This window comes from Pseudaquabacterium inlustre (assembly GCF_038066595.1).
Lineage (GTDB): Bacteria > Pseudomonadota > Gammaproteobacteria > Burkholderiales > Burkholderiaceae_C > Pseudaquabacterium > Pseudaquabacterium inlustre.
The window spans coordinates 661,943-678,258 of record NZ_JBBUTH010000004.1; the positions used below are offsets into that span (position 1 = coordinate 661,943).

The window sequence follows — 16,316 nt, forward strand, 5'->3', positions numbered from 1 at the left end:
CGCCCGCCGACCGGCCTCGATCCACGAGGCACTCCCGATGACATCCCCATCCTCCCGTCGGCGCCTGCGCGCGGCAGCCACCCTGGCCACGCTGGTGCTCGGCGCGCTGGCCACACCGGCCTGGTCGTTCCAGGTCAGCGCATCGTCCAGCGACCCGGCTGCCGCCACCGCCGGCACAGACCGCCTGATCATCAAGTACAGCGCCAGCGTCGGCCTGATGCCGTCTGCGCGGGGACGGCAGGTGGCCGAGAGCGCCGCCACGCGCCATGGCGTGCGTATGAGCCACTGGCGCCAGACCGCCGCCGGCGCGCAGGTGTACCAGCTCAGCCGGCGCATGAGCCATGCCGACGCCGAGGCCCTGGCCAGCACGCTGCGAGCCACCGATGCCACGATCGAGTACGCCGAGCCCGATCGCCTGCTGCGACCGCAGTTCGTGCCCAACGACGCGATGTATGCGCAGCAATGGGCCTTGTTCGATGCCACCGGCGGCGTGCGTGCGCCGGCAGCGTGGGACCGTGCGACGGGCAGCGGCATCACCGTGGCCGTGATCGACACCGGCGTGCGTCCGCATGTCGATCTGGCGCCCAACCTGCTGGGGGGTTACGACTTCATCACCGACACCAAGGTGTCCAACGACGGCAATGCCCGCGACGCCGATGCCCTGGATCCTGGTGACGCGGTGGCGGCGGGCTTCTGCTACACCGGCTCGGCGGCCAGCAACAGCTCCTGGCATGGCACGCATGTGGCTGGCATCGTGGCTGCCGCAGCGGGCAACGGCGCGGGCGTGGCGGGCCTGGCCTTCAATGCGCGCGTGCTGCCGCTGCGTGCGCTGGGCCGCTGCGGCGGCTACACCTCCGACATTGCCGATGCCATCACCTGGGCGGTGGGCGGTGCCGTGGCGGGTCTGCCCACCAACACCACGCCGGCGCGGGTGATCAACCTGTCGCTCGGCGGCACCGGCAGCTGCGGCGTCACCACGCAGAACGCGATCAACACCGCCCGCGCAGCCGGCGCGGTGGTGGTGGTGGCCGCCGGCAACAGCAACAGCGACGCCACCAAGGCCACGCCGGCCAACTGTAGTGGCGTGGTGGTGGTGGCCGCCACCGGCAAGAGCGGGGCCAAGGCCTCGTACTCGAACTACGGCAGCAACGTGACACTGGCCGCCCCGGGCGGTGACAGCGGCGCGGGCATCCTGTCGACGCTGAATGCCGGCACCAGCGCACCGGGCGCCGACAGCTACGCGGCCTACATGGGCACCTCGATGGCCACGCCGGTGGTCAGTGGTGTCGCGGCGCTGATGCTGAGCGCCAACGCCAAGCTGACGCCCGACCAGGTGGCCAGCCTGCTCAAGAGCACGGCGCGGGCCTTCCCGGCCAGCTGCTCCGGTTGCGGTGCGGGCATCGTGGATGCATCGGCGGCCGTCGCTGCCGCAGTGGGGGCCACGGCGACCACGCCGACGCCGGTGGTCACCGTGCTGGCGGTCAACGAGGTGGAGCCGAACAACACGCTGGCCCAGGCGCAGGCCGTCGCCAGCACACCGGCCAATGTGAGCGGCACGTTGTCGACCACCTCCGACCTCGACCATTTCAAGGTGGCCATCCCGGCCGGCAAGTCGCTGACCGCCACGCTGACCGCGGGCAGCACTTCGGGCTTCGGCCTGACGCTGCTGAACACCAGCGGCCAGACGATCTACAGCGCGCCGGGCGTGGCAGGCCGCACGATCCAGGTCACGGTCAGCAACAGCGGTGCCACGGCGGCCACCGTGGTGCTGCGGGTGCTGCGCAGCACCGGCGCGGCGGGTGCCTACAAGCTGGCCCTGAGCAACTGACGCGGGCCGGCCGACCCCGGCCCGTCGCGTTCGACGCGACGCGACGCATCAAAGACCGCGGGGCCCCTGAGGGCCCCGCGTGCGCTTTCAGGCCGCCGGGTGGCGGCGCTGGATCACTTCAAGGCGTCGCTCAGGCGCGCGATGATCTGGCGTGCGGCGTCGCCGGTCTCGGCATCGCCGGCGCTGGTCTGCACACTCACGCGCGTGGCGTTGCCTTCGGACTTGACCAGCACGCGGTAGCGCACCGGCTTGGCCTCGGCGGCGCTGCCGAACAGCTTGGCGAAGAAGTTGGGCTCTTCCTTGCCGGCGAACTTGGGATCGATGTAGCGCACGAAGTACACGCCGGCGCTGCGGTCGCGGTCTTCGACGCTGAAGCCGCTGCGGTCGAGCGCCAGCCCCACCTGACGCCAGGCGCGGTCGAAGCCTTCGGCCAACGTCAGCGAGGTTTCGGTGGCGGCGGTGGCCGGCTTGGCCGTGGCGGCTGCAAGCGGCGCCGCACCCGCGGCCGGCTTGGCGGCGGCCACCTGCGCGGCGTCATCCTTGCCGCCCAGGCGCACCATCATGCGGGTGAGGAACTCGGCCTCCAGGTCGCGGTCTTGCGCACGCGGGCGCCAGGCGGTCTGGCCTTCGCGGGCTTCGAGGTAGACCTCCTCCAGGCCACGGTGGCTCAGGTAGACCTCGCTGCCGCCTTCGGCGGTGCGCTCCACGCGGGTGCGGAAGCGGTCGCGCGTGCCGGTGTCATACAGGTTCTCGATCACGCGGCCCAGCGTGCGGCGCAGCAGGTCCTGCGGCAGCTTGGCGCGGTTCTCGGCCCAGTCGGTCTCGAGCACGCCCACCTGGGCGTCGTCGACGGTGAGCGTGAAGCCGCGCTCCTGCCAGAAGCTGCGCAGCACCGGCAGCACCTTCTCGGGCGGCAGGGTGGTGACCAGCCAGCGCTCCTGGCCCTGGCGCACCAGGCGCACGTCGCCCACGGTGCTGGGGGCCACGCTGGGGTTGCCGGGTGCGGCGGCGGTGCCGGCCTGCGGCGCTGCGCCCGGTTGGCGCATGGCCGCGGCGCTGACCACGCCACCCTGCGGCTGGTAGCGGCCGTCACGGGCCAGCTGGCTCAGGTCGGGCGGCACATCCAGCGGCTGGGTCTTGGCGCTTTGCGAGCGGTAGTCCACCTTGCTGTCGCCACCGAGCGACAGCGAGCCATCCAGCGTCGAACAACCGGCCAGCGCCATGACCAGCGCCAGGGTGGCGCCGCGCAGCGGGGTGGCGGCAAAGGGGGCTTTCACGGGGGACATCTCCTGGGGCAGGGCGGTCGGCCGAACCGCCGCCGGGGCCGCGCGGTGCGCGGTGGATGAGGGGAACATGCGCTCGGGCAATGTCACAGCAGGCCGGCGTCGCGAAGCGCGGCGTCGACCAGGCCCTGGCCGGCCGGTGTCAGCGGCGTGATCGGCAGGCGCACGTGGTTGCTGCTGATGCCCAGACGCGACAGCGCGTACTTGGTGGGCGCGGGGCTGGGCTCGCAGAACAGCTGCTTGTGCAGCGACAGCAGGCGCAGGTGGATTTCACGGGCCTTCTGCACCTCGCCGGCAATGGCGGCCATGCACATCTCGTGCATCAGCTTGGGCGCCACGTTGGCGGTGACGCTCACGTTGCCATGGCCGCCCAGCAGCATCAGCGCCACGGCGGTGCCGTCGTCGCCCGAGTAGATCGAGAAGCCGGCCGGCGCGTGCTTGATCAGCTGCGCGGCACGCTCGATGTTGCCGGTGGCCTCCTTGATGCCGATGACGCCGGGCACCTGGGCCAGGCGCAGCGCGGTCTCGGGCGCCATGTCGGCCACGGTGCGGCCGGGCACGTTGTATAGCACCACCGGCAGGTCCACCGCCTCGGCGATGGCCTTGAAGTGCTGGTAGATGCCTTCCTGCGAGGGCTTGTTGTAGTAGGGCACGACCTGCAGCGTGCAATCGGCGCCCACTTCCTTGCTGAAGCGGGTGAGCTCGATGGCCTCGCGCGTGCTGTTGGCGCCGGCGCCGGCCATGATGGGCACGCGCCCGGCGGCATGCGACACCGCCACGCGGATGATCTCGCAGTGCTCTTCCACCGACACGGTGGGCGATTCACCGGTGGTGCCGACGACACCGATGCAGTCGGTGCCTTCGGCGATGTGCCAGTCGATCAGGCGGCGCAGGCCGGGGTAGTCGACGCTGCCGTCTTCGTTGAACGGGGTGACGAGGGCGACGATGCTGCCAACAATGGGTCTCATGCGGATTCCTTGCGAACACGCGATTTTAGCCGGCCGGGCGGGGGCTTCCCGGCGGGCCGGGGCGGTGTTTGTGCGGTGGTGGCCGGCGGGCCGCTGACCAGGTGGCCGGATCAGCCCAGCCGGTGGCGCGGCGGGGCTGCCGGGTCGGCCGCCGGTGCGCAGGCCACGATGCGCTGCACGAAGCGCGGTGGGCTGTCGAGGAAGCCGTCTTCGTAGGCCACGGTGCGCAGGTGGACGCAGCGCTGCAGCAGTTCGCCCGGCTGCAGCAGGAAGTCGGGCCGCGAGGGCTTGCCCACGGTCTCGTTGCCGGCGGCAAAGGTTTCGTAGACCAGCCAGCCGCCCGGCGCCAGGCTGTCCAGGATCTGCGGCCACAGCGGGCGCCACAGGTAGTTGGTCACCACCACCAGGTCGAAGCGCCGGCCGGCCAGCGGCCAGGGGCCGTTCTCGATGTCGGCCTCGATGCGTTCAACCGCCGCGCCCGGGTCGGTCAGGCTGGCCAGCGCCGCGGCGTCACGGTCGACGCCGGTGCAGCGCAGGCCACGTGCCGCCAGCCAGCGCAGGTGGCGGCCGCTGCCGCAGGCCAGGTCGAGCGCCGAGGCGCCCGCACCGGGTAGCAGGTGGGCCCAGCGCAGCAGCCAGGGCGAGGGGGGCGAGGTGCCGTGCATGCGGATCAGGTGAACGGGGAGGTCAGAAGCAGGCCCACAGCCGTGCGGCCAGGTCCACCGCCAGGTGTGGGTTCAGGTAGGCGGCGAACACGCCGGCCAGCACCAGCGCGGCGGCGCACCACAGCAGCAGGCGGGCAGGGCGGCGCATGGCGGATGGGGCCGGTTGTGGGGGTCAGGCCGGCTGCGGCGCCGGCTGGCGCTGGATGGCCGACTCGCGCACCGGCAGGTTGGCCAGTGCCGCGAAGACGCCCAGCGCCACGGCGATCCACCACACCACGTCGTAGCTGCCGGTGGCGTCGTACAGCTTGCCGCCCAGCCACACGCCCAGGAACGAACCCACCTGGTGGCTGAAGAACACGAAGCCGCCCAGCATCGACATGTACTGCACGCCGAAGATCTGCGCGATCACCGCATTGGTGGGCGGCACGGTGGACAGCCACAGAAAGCCCATGGCGCTGGCGAACAGGTACACCGACCAGGGCGTCAGCGGCGCCCACAAGAAGGCCACGATGACCACCGAGCGCAGCGCGTAGATGGCGGCCAGGATGTGGCGCTTGGCCAGCGTCTGCCCCAGCACGCCGGCCGTGTAGGTGCCGAAGATGTTGAACAGGCCGATCAGCGCCAGCGCCGTGGTCGCCACCGAGGGGTCCAGCCCGTGGTCCTTCAGGTAGCTGGGCATGTGCACGCCGATGAACACCACCTGGAAGCCGCAAACGAAGTAGCCCGCCATCAGCCAGCGGAAGCTGGGATAGGCAAAGGCCTCGCGCACCGCGGCGCCCACGCTCTGGGTCTGGGCCGTGACCGGGCGCGGCGGCTCCTTCAGCCCACGCGCCAGCGGCAGCATCAGCAGCGCCATGGCGCCCAGCACGAACAGCGCCTGTTGCCAGCCCAGGCCGCGGATCAGGCCGCTTTCCACCGGCACCATCAGGAACTGGCCGAACGAGCCGGCCGCCGCCGTGATGCCCATGGCCCAGCTGCGCTTGTCGGCCGGCACATTGCGGCCGATCACGCCATAGACGATGGCGTAGGTGCAGCCCGCCTGGGCCGTGCCCACCAGCAGGCCGGCCGCGCCGGTGAAGGCCAGGCCGGTGGTGGCCAGGGCCATCAGCACCAGGCCGCCGGCGTACATCAGCGCCGCGGCCAGCAGCACGCGGTAGGCGCCGAAGCGGTCGGCCAGCATGCCGGCGATGGGCCCGGCCACGCCCCAGGCGATGTTCTGCACCGCGATGGCGAAGGCGAAGGTCTCGCGCGTCCAGCCGCGCTCCATCGTGATCGGCTGCAGCCACAGGCCGAAGCCGTGGCGGATGCCCATGCTGAGCGTGACCACCATCGCGCCGCAGATCAGCACCTGGGCCAGGGACAGTGGGGGCGGTTGCAGTGGGGACGTGCTTGAATTCATGCACAGACTGTAGCCAATACCGGCGCCTCGCTTGCATCGCCGCACGGACATCCCGCGGACGGCCACGGACATTGCCGCCCGGCCCCGGGTTGACCCGGGGCGTGCAGGAGCGCCTCCCTACAATGCCGCGCCATGGCAACCGCACCCAAGCAAGGCAGTTACGGCGAGGCCTCGATCCGCGTGTTGAAGGGCCTCGAGCCCGTCAAGCAGCGGCCGGGCATGTACACCCGCACCGACAACCCCCTGCACATCGTGCAGGAGGTGATCGACAACGCCGCCGACGAGGCGCTGGCCGGCTTCGGCAAGAAGATCGCCGTCACGCTGCATGCCGACGGCTCGGTGAGCGTGGACGACGATGGCCGCGGCATCCCCTTCGGCCTGCACCCCGACGAGCAGGTGCCGGTGGTGGAGATCGTGTTCACGCGCCTGCATGCCGGGGGCAAGTTCGACAAGGGCGCGGACGGCGCCTACAGCTTCTCGGGCGGCCTGCACGGCGTGGGCGTGAGCGTGACCAATGCGCTGGCGCAGCGCCTGCAGGTGACGGTGTGGCGCGACGGCCAGGTGGCCACGCTGGCCTTCAGCGGTGGCGACGTGATCGAGCCGCTGGTGGTGCGCAAGGCCAACCCCGGTGAGAAGAAGCAGGGCACGCGGGTGCAGGTTTGGCCCGATGCCAAGTACTTCGAGGCGGCCGAACTGCCGCGCAACGAGCTGACCCACCTGCTGCGCAGCAAGGCCGTGCTGATGCCCGGCGCCATCGTCACGCTCACCACCGAGAAGACTTGCGACACGCAGACCTGGCACTACAAGGGCGGCCTGCGCGACTACCTGGGGCAGGGCCTGGCGGCCGATCCGCTGATCCCGCTGTTCGAGGGCGAGGCCTATGCCTCGGGCAGCGAGAGCGAAAACTTCGCCGAGGGCGAGGGCGCGGCCTGGTGCGTGGCCTTCACCGAGGAAGGCGCGATCCTGCGCGAGAGCTATGTGAACCTGATCCCCACGGTGGCTGGCGGCACGCACGAGAGCGGGCTGAAGGACGGCCTGTTCGGCGCGATCAAGGCCTTCATCGAACTGCACAGCCTGCTGCCTAAGGGCGTGAAGCTGATGCCCGACGACGTGTTCGGCCGCGCCAGCTTTGTGCTGAGCGCCAAGGTGCTGGACCCGCAGTTCCAGGGTCAGACGAAAGAGCGCCTGAACAGCCGCGACGCGCTGCGCCTGGTGAGCCAGTTCACCCGCGCGCCGCTGGAGCTGTGGCTGAACCAGCATGTGGAGCACGGCAAGAAGCTGGCCGAGCTGGTGATCAAGCAGGCGCAGACGCGCCAGCGCGCCGGCCAGAAGGTGGAAAAGCGCAAGGGCAGCGGCGTGGCCGTGCTACCCGGCAAGCTGACCGACTGCGAGAACCGTGACACCGCCCACAACGAGGTGTTCCTGGTCGAGGGCGACTCGGCCGGTGGCAGCGCCAAGATGGGCCGCGACAAGGAGACGCAAGCCATCCTGCCGCTGCGCGGCAAGGTGCTGAACGCCTGGGAAGTCGAGCGCGACCTGCTGTTCAAGAACAACGAGATCCACGACATCTCGGTGGCCATCGGCATCGACCCGCACGGGCCGAACGACGAACCCGATTTCTCCGGCCTGCGCTACGGCAAGGTGTGCATCCTGAGCGATGCCGACGTGGACGGCTCGCACATCCAGGTGCTGCTGCTCACGCTGTTCTTCCGCCACTTCCCCAAGCTGATCGAGCGCGGCCATGTCTACATCGCCAAGCCGCCACTGTTCCGCATCGACGCCCCGGCGCGCGGCAAGAAGCCGGCCGCCAAGATCTATGCGCTGGACCAGGGCGAGCTCGACGCCACCCTCGACAAGCTGCGCAAGGAAGGCGCCCGCGAAGGCAGCTGGAGCATCAGCCGCTTCAAGGGCCTGGGCGAAATGAGCGCCGAGCAACTGTGGGAAACCACGCTCAACCCCGACACCCGCCGCCTGCTACCGGTGGCCTGGGGCGCGATGACTTTTGACGAAACCGTCGGCTCGTTCAACCGGCTGATGGGCAAGGGCGAGGCGGCTTCGCGGCGCGAGCTGATGGAGATCCACGGGGATGCCGTGGAGATCGATATCTGAGTCTGGATCTACAATTCGTTCTGTGTAGATCCAACTCCAAGAGGCCTGCATGCAAGTCTCCAAATGGGGCAACAGCCTGGCTATCCGCCTGCCGGCCGCGGTGGTCGATGTGCTCGACCTGAAGGAAGGCGACGACATCGAGGTGTGCGTGGATGCCGGCCCCAGCTTGGCCATCCGCCGCAAGCCGGCCGCGAAGGAACTGCTGGCGCGGCTGCGGCAATACCGTGGCAGCCTGCCGGCCGACTTCAAGTTCGACCGGCTGGAGGCCAACGCGCGCGGTGCGGCAGACGGCAACTGAGCGTCGCGCGCGCCATGCCGGCCTTCTTCGACACCAACATCGCGCTGTACCTGCTGTCGGCCGATGAGCGCAAGGCGCAGATCGCCGAGGATTTGATCGCCGCCGGCGGTACGGTGAGCGTGCAGGTGCTCAATGAGTTCGTCGCCGTGGCGCGGCGCAAGTACGACGTGCCCTGGGAACGTGTTCAGGCCGTGCTGGATGCGTTGGCTGCCGTGTGCCAGGTGCAGCCGCTGAGCGTGGGCGCCCAGCGGCAGGCGGTGGCCTGGAGCCGGGAACACGGGTTTTCCATCTACGATGCCACCATCCTGGCCAGTGCGGCCGAGGCCGGCTGCGACCGGCTCTACACCGAGGATCTGCAACATGGCCGCCGTCTCGGGCCATTGCAGGTGCTGAACCCTTTCGCCTGATGTCTTGCCTGGCTGCCGCCCTTGTGCGTGTTGGCCCCTGTCTGCCATGTCCGACCAACTCTCCCTGCTGACCCCGCCGCCCGAGGATTCGGGTGATGCCATCACGCTGGCGCATTACGCCGAGCGCGCCTACCTGGAATACGCGCTCAGCGTGGTCAAGGGCCGGGCGCTGCCCGATGTGTGCGACGGTGCCAAGCCGGTGCAGCGGCGCATCCTGTACGCCATGCAGCGCATGGGCCTGGGCTGGGGCGCGGCTGCCGGTGGCCCCAAGCCGGTGAAGAGCGCGCGCGTGGTGGGCGATGTGCTGGGCCGTTTTCACCCGCACGGTGACCAGGCGGCCTACGACGCGCTGGTGCGCATGGCGCAGGATTTTTCGCTGCGCTATCCGCTGATCGACGGCCAGGGCAACTTCGGCAGCCGCGATGGCGATGGTGCGGCGGCCATGCGCTACACCGAGGCGCGCCTGACCCCGATCGCCCGCCTGCTGCTCGACGAGATCGACGAGGGCACGGTGGATTACGTGCCCAACTACGACGGCAGCTTCGAGGAGCCCTCGCTGCTGCCGGCACGCCTGCCCTTCGTGCTGCTGAACGGCGCCTCGGGCATTGCGGTCGGCATGGCCACCGAGGTGCCCAGCCACAACCTGCGCGAGGTGGCCGCCGCCGCGGTGGCGATGATCCGCCACGACGGCCTCACCGACGATGAGTTGTACGGCCTGATTCCCGGCCCCGACTTCCCGGGCGGTGGCCAGATCATCAGCCCCGAGGCCGACATCCGCGAGGCCTACCGCGGCGGCCGTGGCTCGCTGAAGGTGCGCGCGCGCTGGAAGATCGAGGACCTGGCGCGCGGCCAGTGGCAGCTGGTGGTGACCGAGCTGCCGCCGGGCACCAGCGCGCAGAAGGTGCTGGAAGAGATCGAGGAACTGACCAACCCCAAGATCAAGACCGGCAAGAAGGCGCTGACGCAGGAGCAGACGCAGCTGAAGGCCTCGGTGCTGAGCGTGCTGGACGCCGTGCGCGATGAATCCGGCAAGGAAGCCGCCGTGCGCCTGGTCTTCGAGCCCAAGAGCCGCGCCATCGAGCAGAGCGACCTGATCACCACGCTGCTGGCCCACACCAGCCTGGAGACCAGCAGCTCGATCAACCTGACGATGATCGGCCGCGACGGCAAGCCGGTGCAGAAGGGCCTGCGGCAGATCCTCACCGAGTGGATCGACTTCCGACAGGTGACGGTGGCGCGGCGCACGCGGCACCGGCTGGACAAGGTGCTGGACCGCATCCATGTGCTGGAAGGCCGGCACACCGTGCTGCTGCACATCGACGAGGTGATCCGCATCATCCGCGAGAGCGATGAGCCCAAGCCGGCACTGATCGCGCGCTTCAAGCTCAGCGAGCGGCAGGCGGAAGACATCCTCGAGATCCGGCTGCGCCAGTTGGCGCGGCTGGAGTTCATCAAGATCGAGCAGGAACTGGCCTCGCTGCGCGAGGAGCAGGGCAAGCTGGAAGAGATCCTGAACAGCCCGGCGGCACTGAAGCGCCTGCTGATCAAGGAAATCGAGGCCGACGCCAAGGCCCATGGCGACGAGCGCCGCACGCTGATCCAGGCCGAGAAGCGCGCGGTGGCCGAGATCAAGGTGGTGGACGAGCCCGTCACCGCGGTGATCAGCACCAAGGGCTGGGTGCGTGCGCTGAAGGGCCACGACATCGCCGCCAGCGCCTTGCAGTTCAAGGCCGGCGACGGCCTGCTGGCCAGCTTTGCCTGCCGCAGTGTCGACACGCTGCTGGTCTTCGGCTCGCCCTCGGGTGGCGATGGCCGGGTGTACTCGGTGGCCGTCAGCAGCCTGCCCGGCGGCCGTGGCGATGGCGTGCCCATCACCACGCTGATCGACCTGGCGCCCGGCACGCAGCCGGCGCACTACTTCGCCGGCAACGCCGACACCACGCTGCTGCTGGCCAACAGCGGCGGCTTCGGCCTGCTGGCCAAGGCCGGCGACATGCACGGCCGCAACCGCGCCGGCAAGGCCTTCCTGACGCTGGCCGACAGCGACCAGCTGCTGCCGCCCACCGTGGTGCTGCCGGCCCACCACAGCGTGGCCGTGCTGGCGCAGGACGGGCGCCTGCTGGTGTTCCCGCTGGATGAGCTGAAGCTGCAGCCCAACGGTGGCAAGGGCCTGACGCTGATGGACGTGGACGCGCAGTGCCCGCTGATCTCGGCCGCCACCGTGGCCGACCAGGTGCGCGTGGATGGCCTGGGCCGCGGCGGCGCCAAGGCCAAGGACGAGACGCTGCGCGGCAGCGGCCTGGCCGTGCACCGCGGCAAGCGCGCGCGCAAGGGCGTCAAGGTCGAGGGCTTTCCGAAGCCGATGCGCGTCTCGGCGGGCTGATCTGGCCTGTTGGTTCGCACGCGGCTTGCGCCGCCGCAAGTCGCTGTCACCTCCAGCACACGGGGGTTTGTCCGCAAATGCGTGCCAGGGCCCGGCGGGCTTAGACTGGTCCGCATCCAACGACAAGGGGGCTCGGCCGCGGTGCCGATCAGCGGCGCCGGGGTTCAGTGGCTTCCGACAGCCAGGAGACTCCCGAGCGTGCGTTCCACCGATGTGGCCGACCCGGACTACTTCCACCGGGTCGTCGATTGCCAGTGGGCCTGCCCGGCCCACACCCCCGTCCCCGAGTACATCCGCCTGATCGCCCAGCGTCGCTACGACGATGCGTACATGGTGAACTGGGTCTCCAACGTGTTCCCCGGCGTGCTGGGCCGCACCTGCGACCGGCCCTGCGAGCCCGCCTGCCGGCGTGGCCGGGTGGAAGACCACAATGCCGCCAAGCCGGAGCCGGTGGCCATCTGCCGCTTGAAGCGCGTGGCGGCCGACCTGAAGGGCGACGATGTGCGGGCGATGATCCCGCGCGCACTGCCGCGCAACGGCAAGCGCGTGGCCTGCGTGGGCGCCGGACCGGCCTCGTTGACCGTGGCGCGTGACTTGGCGCTGCAGGGCTATGCCGTCACCGTGTTCGATGGCGAGCGCAAGGCCGGTGGCTTCATGCGCAGCCAGGTGCCGCGTTTTCGCCTGCCCGAGCGGGTGATCGACGAGGAGGTGGGCCACATCCTGCACCTGGGCGTCGAGTTCCGCAGCGGCCAGTACGTCAGCTCGATGAAGGCGCTGCTGGGGGAGGGTTTCGATGCGGTGTTCGTCGGCAGCGGCGCGCCGCGCGGGCGCGACCTGAAGATCCCGGGCCGCGACGAGGCGGCCGCGCAGATCCGCATCGGCATCGACTGGTTGGCGTCGGTCTCGTTCGGCCATGTCACGGCGGTGGGCAAGCAGGTCATCGTGCTGGGCGGCGGCAACACCGCGATGGACTGCTGCCGCTCGGCGCGGCGCCTGGGCGCCGAGCAGGTGACGGTGCTGGTGCGCTCGACCTACGAGGACATGAAGGCCTCGCCGTGGGAAAAAGAGGATGCCGAGCATGAGGGCATCCCGATCAAGCCGTGCCACAGCCCCAAGGCCTTCTTGCTGGAAGGAGGCAAGTTGGTCGGCATGCGTTTCGAGATCGTCGAGTCGGTGTACGACGACAAGGGCCGCCGCACGCTGAAGCCCAGCGGCCAGCCCGATGTGGATGTGCCGTGCGACGAGGTGCTGGTGGCCGTGGGCCAGGAGAACGCGTTCCCGTGGATCGAGCGCGATGCCGGCATCGCCTTCGATGAATGGGGCCTGCCGGTGCTGGATGCGGTGACGCACCAGTCCTCGTTGCCGCAGGTGTTCTTCGGTGGCGATGCAGCCTTCGGGCCGAAGAACATCATCACCGCCGTGGCCCATGGGCATGAAGCGGCCGTCAGCATCGACCGCCTGCTGCACGGCGAGCCGGTCACGCAGCGGCCGCCGCCGCATGTGAACCTGGTGTCGCAGAAGATGGGCATCCACGAGTGGAGCTACGACAACGCGCCCAGCAACGACCTGCGCTTCAAGGTGCCCTGGGCCAAGGCCGAGCAGGCGCTGGCCAGCATCGCGGTGGAGGTGGAGCTTGGCTTCGATGCCGCCACGGCGTTCAAGGAGGCCGCACGCTGCCTGAACTGCGACGTGCAGACCGTGTTCACGCCCAAGGCCTGCATCGAGTGCGATGCTTGCGTGGACATCTGCCCGATGGACTGCATCAGCTTCACCGACGATTCGCCCGACGAGGCCACGCTGCGCCAGCGGCTCAAGGCCCCGGCGCTGAACCTGGCGCAGGGCCTGTATCTGGGCCTGCCGCTGAAGACCGGCCGCGTGATGGTCAAGGACGAGGACGTGTGCCTGCACTGCGGCCTGTGCGCCGAGCGCTGCCCCACGGGCGCCTGGGACATGCAGAAGTTCCTGCTGCTGACCACCAAGGCCGGCCCGGCCTGCCGCGATGGCAAGCCGGCTTCTACCAAGAAGGAAGTGGTCGCATGAAGCGCATCGAAGCCCTCAACGACTTCGTCGTCAAGTTCGCCAATGTCAACGGCTCGGGCTCGGCCTCGGCCAACGAGTTGTTCGCCAAGGCCGTGCTGCGCATGGGCGTGCCGGTCAGCCCGCGCAATATCTTTCCCAGCAACATCCAGGGCCTGCCCACCTGGTACGAGGTGCGGGTGAGTGAGCGCGGCTGGCTTGGGCGGCGCGGCGGCATCGACATGATGGTGGCGATGAACCCGCAGACCTGGGACCAGGATGTCAAGGAGGTCGAGCCCGGCGGCTACCTGTTCTACGACAGCACGCGCCCGCTGCCGCCCAGCGCCTTCCGCGACGACCTCAACGTCATCGGCATGCCGGTCACGGCGATCTGCAACGCCACCTACGAAGACCCGCGTCAGCGCACGCTGTTCAAGAACATCATGGTTCTGGGTGCGCTGTCGCAGCTGATGGGCGTGGATCCGGCCGTGATCGAAGCGCTGTTCGGCGAGCAGTACCGCGGCAAGGAGCGGCTGCTGGAATCGAACGTGCGCGCGCTGCATGCCGGCCGCAGCTTTGCGGCCGACCACCTGAAGCCACCGCAGGTGGCCGAGATGGGCCTGCAGGTGCGCCGCGCCAATGCGGTGGGCGAGCGCATCTTCGTCGAGGGCAATGCCGCCGCCGCGCTGGGCTGCGTGTACGGCGGCGCCACGGTGTGCGCCTGGTACCCGATCACGCCCAGCTCGTCGGTGGCCGAGGCCTTCGAGAAGTACTGCCGCAAGTACCGCGTCGATGCAGCCACCGGCGAGAACCGCTTTGCCATCGTGCAGGCCGAGGACGAGATCGCATCCATCGGCATGGTGGTGGGCGCGGGCTGGAACGGCGCGCGTGCCTTCACCGCCACCTCAGGGCCCGGCGTCAGCCTGATGACCGAGTTCATCGGCCTGGCCTACTTCGCCGAGATCCCTGTCACCATCATCGACGTGCAGCGCGGCGGGCCGTCCACCGGCATGCCCACGCGCACGCAGCAGGCCGACCTGATCAGCAGCGCCTATGCCAGCCACGGCGACACCAAGCATGTGATGCTGCTGCCGCAGGATCCGACCGAATGCTTCGAGTTCGCAGCCGCCGCGCTCGACCTGGCCGACCGCCTGCAGACGCCGGTGTTCGTGATGACCGATCTGGACATCGGCATGAACCAGCGCCTGTGCGAACCCTTCGCCTGGGACGACAGCCGCGCCTATGACCGCGGCAAGGTGATGACCGCCGAGATGCTCGAAGCCGGCAAGGAGTTCGCACGCTACAAGGACGTGGACGGCGACGGCATCCCCTGGCGCACCTATCCCGGCACGCATCCGAGCAAGGGCGCCTACTTCACGCGTGGCACCACGCGCGATCCGCAGGCGCGCTACTCCGAGGCCGGGCCCGATTACCTCTACAACGTGCAGCGCCTGCTGAAGAAGTTTGCCACCGCGGCCAACCTGGTGCCGCAGCCGGTGCTGCGTGCCGCCGGCCAGAAGACGCGCCTGGGCGTGCTGTACTTCGGCAGCACGGCGCCGGCGATGGACGAGGCGCTGGAGGCGCTGGCTGCCGACGGCATCCATGTGGACGCGATGCGGCTGCGCGCCTTCCCGTTCCCGGCCTCGGTCAAGGCCTTCATCGCCGCGCACGACCATGTCTTCGTCGTCGAGCAGAACCGCGATGCGCAGATGCGCACGCTGCTGATCAACGAGCTGGAGCTCGACCCGGCCTGGCTGATCGCCGTGCTGCACTGCGACGGCACGCCGATCACCGCACGCTTCATCACCCAGGCCATCACCACCCATGTGCACGCGCTGGCCGTGGCCCCGCGGAGGGAGAAGATCCTGTGACGTACATCGCCAAACCCACGCTGCACCACCCCAGCCTGACCCGCAACAAGGTTGGCTACACGCGTCGCGACTACGAAGGCCGTGTCTCGACGCTGTGCGCCGGCTGCGGGCATGACAGCATCTCGGCGGCCATCATCCAGGCCTGCTGGTCGCTGGACATCGCGCCGCACCGCGTGGCCAAGCTCTCGGGCATCGGCTGCAGCAGCAAGACGCCCGACTACTTCCTGGGCGCCAGCCACGGTTTCAACACCGTGCACGGCCGCATGCCCAGCGTGCTGACCGGCGCCAACCTGGCCAACCGCGAGCTGCTGTACCTGGGGGTCAGCGGCGATGGCGATTCGGCCAGCATCGGCCTGGGCCAGTTTGCCCATGCCATGCGGCGCGGTGTGCGCATGGTCTACATCGTCGAGAACAACGGCGTCTACGGCCTCACCAAGGGCCAGTTCAGCGCCACGGCCGACCGCGGCAGCCAGAGCAAGAAGGGCGCGGTCAACCACGACTCGGCCATCGACCTGATCGGCATGGCGCTGCAACTGGGCGCCACCTATGTGGCACGCAGCTTCTCGGGCGACAAGGCGCAGCTGGTGCCGCTGATCGAGGGCGCCATCCGCCACGGCGGCGCGGCCTTCATCGACGTGATCAGCCCCTGCGTGGCCTTCAACAACCACGCCGGCAGCACGCGCAGCTACGACCATGTGCGCGCCCACAACGAGGCGCTGAACCGCATCGACTTCATCGACCTGGCGGCCGAGGTGAAGGCCGAGCCGGCACCGGGCGAGGTGATCACGCTGCCGCAGGCCGATGGCACGCAGATGCAACTGCGCAAGCTGCACGCCGAACACGACCCCACCGACCGCATCGCGGCGATGAACGTGGTGCAGGCGCACCAGGCCAAGGGCGAGATCGTGACCGGGCTGATCTATGTGCAGCCCGAGGCGCAGGACCTGCACGCCGCGCTGAACACCACCGCCGCGCCGCTGAACACGCTGAACGCGCCTGAGCTGTGCCCGGGGCGTGCGGCGCTGGACAAGCTCAACGCATCGCTGCGTTGAGCCTGGAGGAGTGGGGGGGGGGGGGGGGGGGGGGGGG

13 protein-coding genes are annotated in these 16,316 nt (G+C 69.7%); 8 read left to right on the plus strand and 5 right to left on the minus strand.

All coding sequences use genetic code 11. From position 1 onward, the window contains the following. The first annotated feature begins 37 nt into the window (after window positions 1-37). Complete coding sequence (locus AACH10_RS10965) at window positions 38-1,828, plus strand: S8 family serine peptidase (RefSeq protein WP_341410420.1); 1,791 nt, start codon at window positions 38-40, stop codon at window positions 1,826-1,828. 113 nt (window positions 1,829-1,941) lie between these two features. On the opposite strand, the gene bamC is transcribed toward AACH10_RS10965, so the two are convergent. The 5 genes from bamC to AACH10_RS10990 all read right to left on the minus strand — a co-directional run bounded on the left by bamC (window position 1,942) and on the right by AACH10_RS10990 (window position 6,143). Then, window positions 1,942-3,114 (minus strand): outer membrane protein assembly factor BamC, encoded by a 1,173-nt coding sequence (gene bamC / locus AACH10_RS10970; protein ID WP_423228592.1) that lies wholly within the window; start codon window positions 3,112-3,114, stop codon window positions 1,942-1,944. Between the two features lie 83 nt (window positions 3,115-3,197). Continuing rightward, window positions 3,198-4,079 carry a 4-hydroxy-tetrahydrodipicolinate synthase gene (gene dapA, locus AACH10_RS10975; protein WP_341410422.1) on the minus strand — a complete coding sequence of 294 codons (882 nt, stop codon included), beginning with the start codon at window positions 4,077-4,079 and terminating at the stop codon, window positions 3,198-3,200. 110 nt (window positions 4,080-4,189) lie between these two features. Then, the gene (locus AACH10_RS10980) at window positions 4,190-4,744 is read right to left on the minus strand and encodes a class I SAM-dependent methyltransferase (RefSeq protein WP_341410423.1); all 555 of its coding nucleotides are present in this window, start codon (window positions 4,742-4,744) and stop codon (window positions 4,190-4,192) included. A 22-nt stretch (window positions 4,745-4,766) separates the two neighbouring features. Beyond that, window positions 4,767-4,892, minus strand: a complete 126-nt coding sequence (locus AACH10_RS10985; RefSeq protein ID WP_341410424.1) for a hypothetical protein — start codon at window positions 4,890-4,892, stop codon at window positions 4,767-4,769. A 24-nt stretch (window positions 4,893-4,916) separates the two neighbouring features. Further along, window positions 4,917-6,143, minus strand: coding sequence for an MFS transporter (locus AACH10_RS10990; protein WP_341410425.1), 1,227 nt, complete (start codon window positions 6,141-6,143; stop codon window positions 4,917-4,919). A gap of 132 nt (window positions 6,144-6,275) precedes the next feature. On the opposite strand from AACH10_RS10990, the gene AACH10_RS10995 reads away from it, so the two are divergent. The 7 genes from AACH10_RS10995 (at window position 6,276) to AACH10_RS11025 (ending at window position 16,279) form a co-directional block, all read left to right on the plus strand. Beyond that, window positions 6,276-8,252 carry a DNA topoisomerase IV subunit B gene (locus AACH10_RS10995; protein WP_341410426.1) on the plus strand — a complete coding sequence of 659 codons (1,977 nt, stop codon included), beginning with the start codon at window positions 6,276-6,278 and terminating at the stop codon, window positions 8,250-8,252. Between the two features lie 49 nt (window positions 8,253-8,301). Then, on the plus strand, window positions 8,302-8,550 hold the full coding sequence (locus AACH10_RS11000) for an AbrB/MazE/SpoVT family DNA-binding domain-containing protein (protein ID WP_341410427.1): 249 nt from the start codon (window positions 8,302-8,304) through the stop codon (window positions 8,548-8,550). A 14-nt stretch (window positions 8,551-8,564) separates the two neighbouring features. Beyond that, window positions 8,565-8,957 carry a PIN domain-containing protein gene (locus AACH10_RS11005; protein WP_341410428.1) on the plus strand — a complete coding sequence of 131 codons (393 nt, stop codon included), beginning with the start codon at window positions 8,565-8,567 and terminating at the stop codon, window positions 8,955-8,957. Between the two features lie 46 nt (window positions 8,958-9,003). Then, on the plus strand, window positions 9,004-11,340 hold the full coding sequence (parC, locus tag AACH10_RS11010; RefSeq protein WP_341410429.1) for a DNA topoisomerase IV subunit A: 2,337 nt from the start codon (window positions 9,004-9,006) through the stop codon (window positions 11,338-11,340). Window positions 11,341-11,538: 198 nt separating this feature from the next. Beyond that, complete coding sequence (locus tag AACH10_RS11015) at window positions 11,539-13,380, plus strand: FAD-dependent oxidoreductase (RefSeq protein WP_341410430.1); 1,842 nt, start codon at window positions 11,539-11,541, stop codon at window positions 13,378-13,380. Continuing rightward, complete coding sequence (locus AACH10_RS11020) at window positions 13,377-15,227, plus strand: 2-oxoacid:acceptor oxidoreductase subunit alpha (RefSeq protein WP_341410431.1); 1,851 nt, start codon at window positions 13,377-13,379, stop codon at window positions 15,225-15,227. The genes AACH10_RS11015 and AACH10_RS11020 overlap by 4 nt, the downstream gene beginning before the upstream one ends. Then, on the plus strand, window positions 15,224-16,279 hold the full coding sequence (locus AACH10_RS11025; protein ID WP_341410432.1) for a 2-oxoacid:ferredoxin oxidoreductase subunit beta: 1,056 nt from the start codon (window positions 15,224-15,226) through the stop codon (window positions 16,277-16,279). The genes AACH10_RS11020 and AACH10_RS11025 overlap by 4 nt, the downstream gene beginning before the upstream one ends. Window positions 16,280-16,316 lie beyond the last annotated feature (37 nt).

Bases quoted from the DNA above. Each gene is read 5' to 3' on its own strand.
- AACH10_RS10965 (WP_341410420.1), top strand. From the start codon at position 38: ATGACATCCCCATCCTCCCGTCGGCGCCTGCGCGCGGCAGCCACCCTG.
- bamC (WP_423228592.1), bottom strand. From the start codon at position 3,114: ATGTCCCCCGTGAAAGCCCCCTTTGCCGCCACCCCGCTGCGCGGCGCC.
- dapA (WP_341410422.1), bottom strand. From the start codon at position 4,079: ATGAGACCCATTGTTGGCAGCATCGTCGCCCTCGTCACCCCGTTCAAC.
- AACH10_RS10980 (WP_341410423.1), bottom strand. From the start codon at position 4,744: ATGCACGGCACCTCGCCCCCCTCGCCCTGGCTGCTGCGCTGGGCCCAC.
- AACH10_RS10985 (WP_341410424.1), bottom strand. From the start codon at position 4,892: ATGCGCCGCCCTGCCCGCCTGCTGCTGTGGTGCGCCGCCGCGCTGGTG.
- AACH10_RS10990 (WP_341410425.1), bottom strand. From the start codon at position 6,143: ATGAATTCAAGCACGTCCCCACTGCAACCGCCCCCACTGTCCCTGGCC.
- AACH10_RS10995 (WP_341410426.1), top strand. From the start codon at position 6,276: ATGGCAACCGCACCCAAGCAAGGCAGTTACGGCGAGGCCTCGATCCGC.
- AACH10_RS11000 (WP_341410427.1), top strand. From the start codon at position 8,302: ATGCAAGTCTCCAAATGGGGCAACAGCCTGGCTATCCGCCTGCCGGCC.
- AACH10_RS11005 (WP_341410428.1), top strand. From the start codon at position 8,565: ATGCCGGCCTTCTTCGACACCAACATCGCGCTGTACCTGCTGTCGGCC.
- parC (WP_341410429.1), top strand. From the start codon at position 9,004: ATGTCCGACCAACTCTCCCTGCTGACCCCGCCGCCCGAGGATTCGGGT.
- AACH10_RS11020 (WP_341410431.1), top strand. From the start codon at position 13,377: ATGAAGCGCATCGAAGCCCTCAACGACTTCGTCGTCAAGTTCGCCAAT.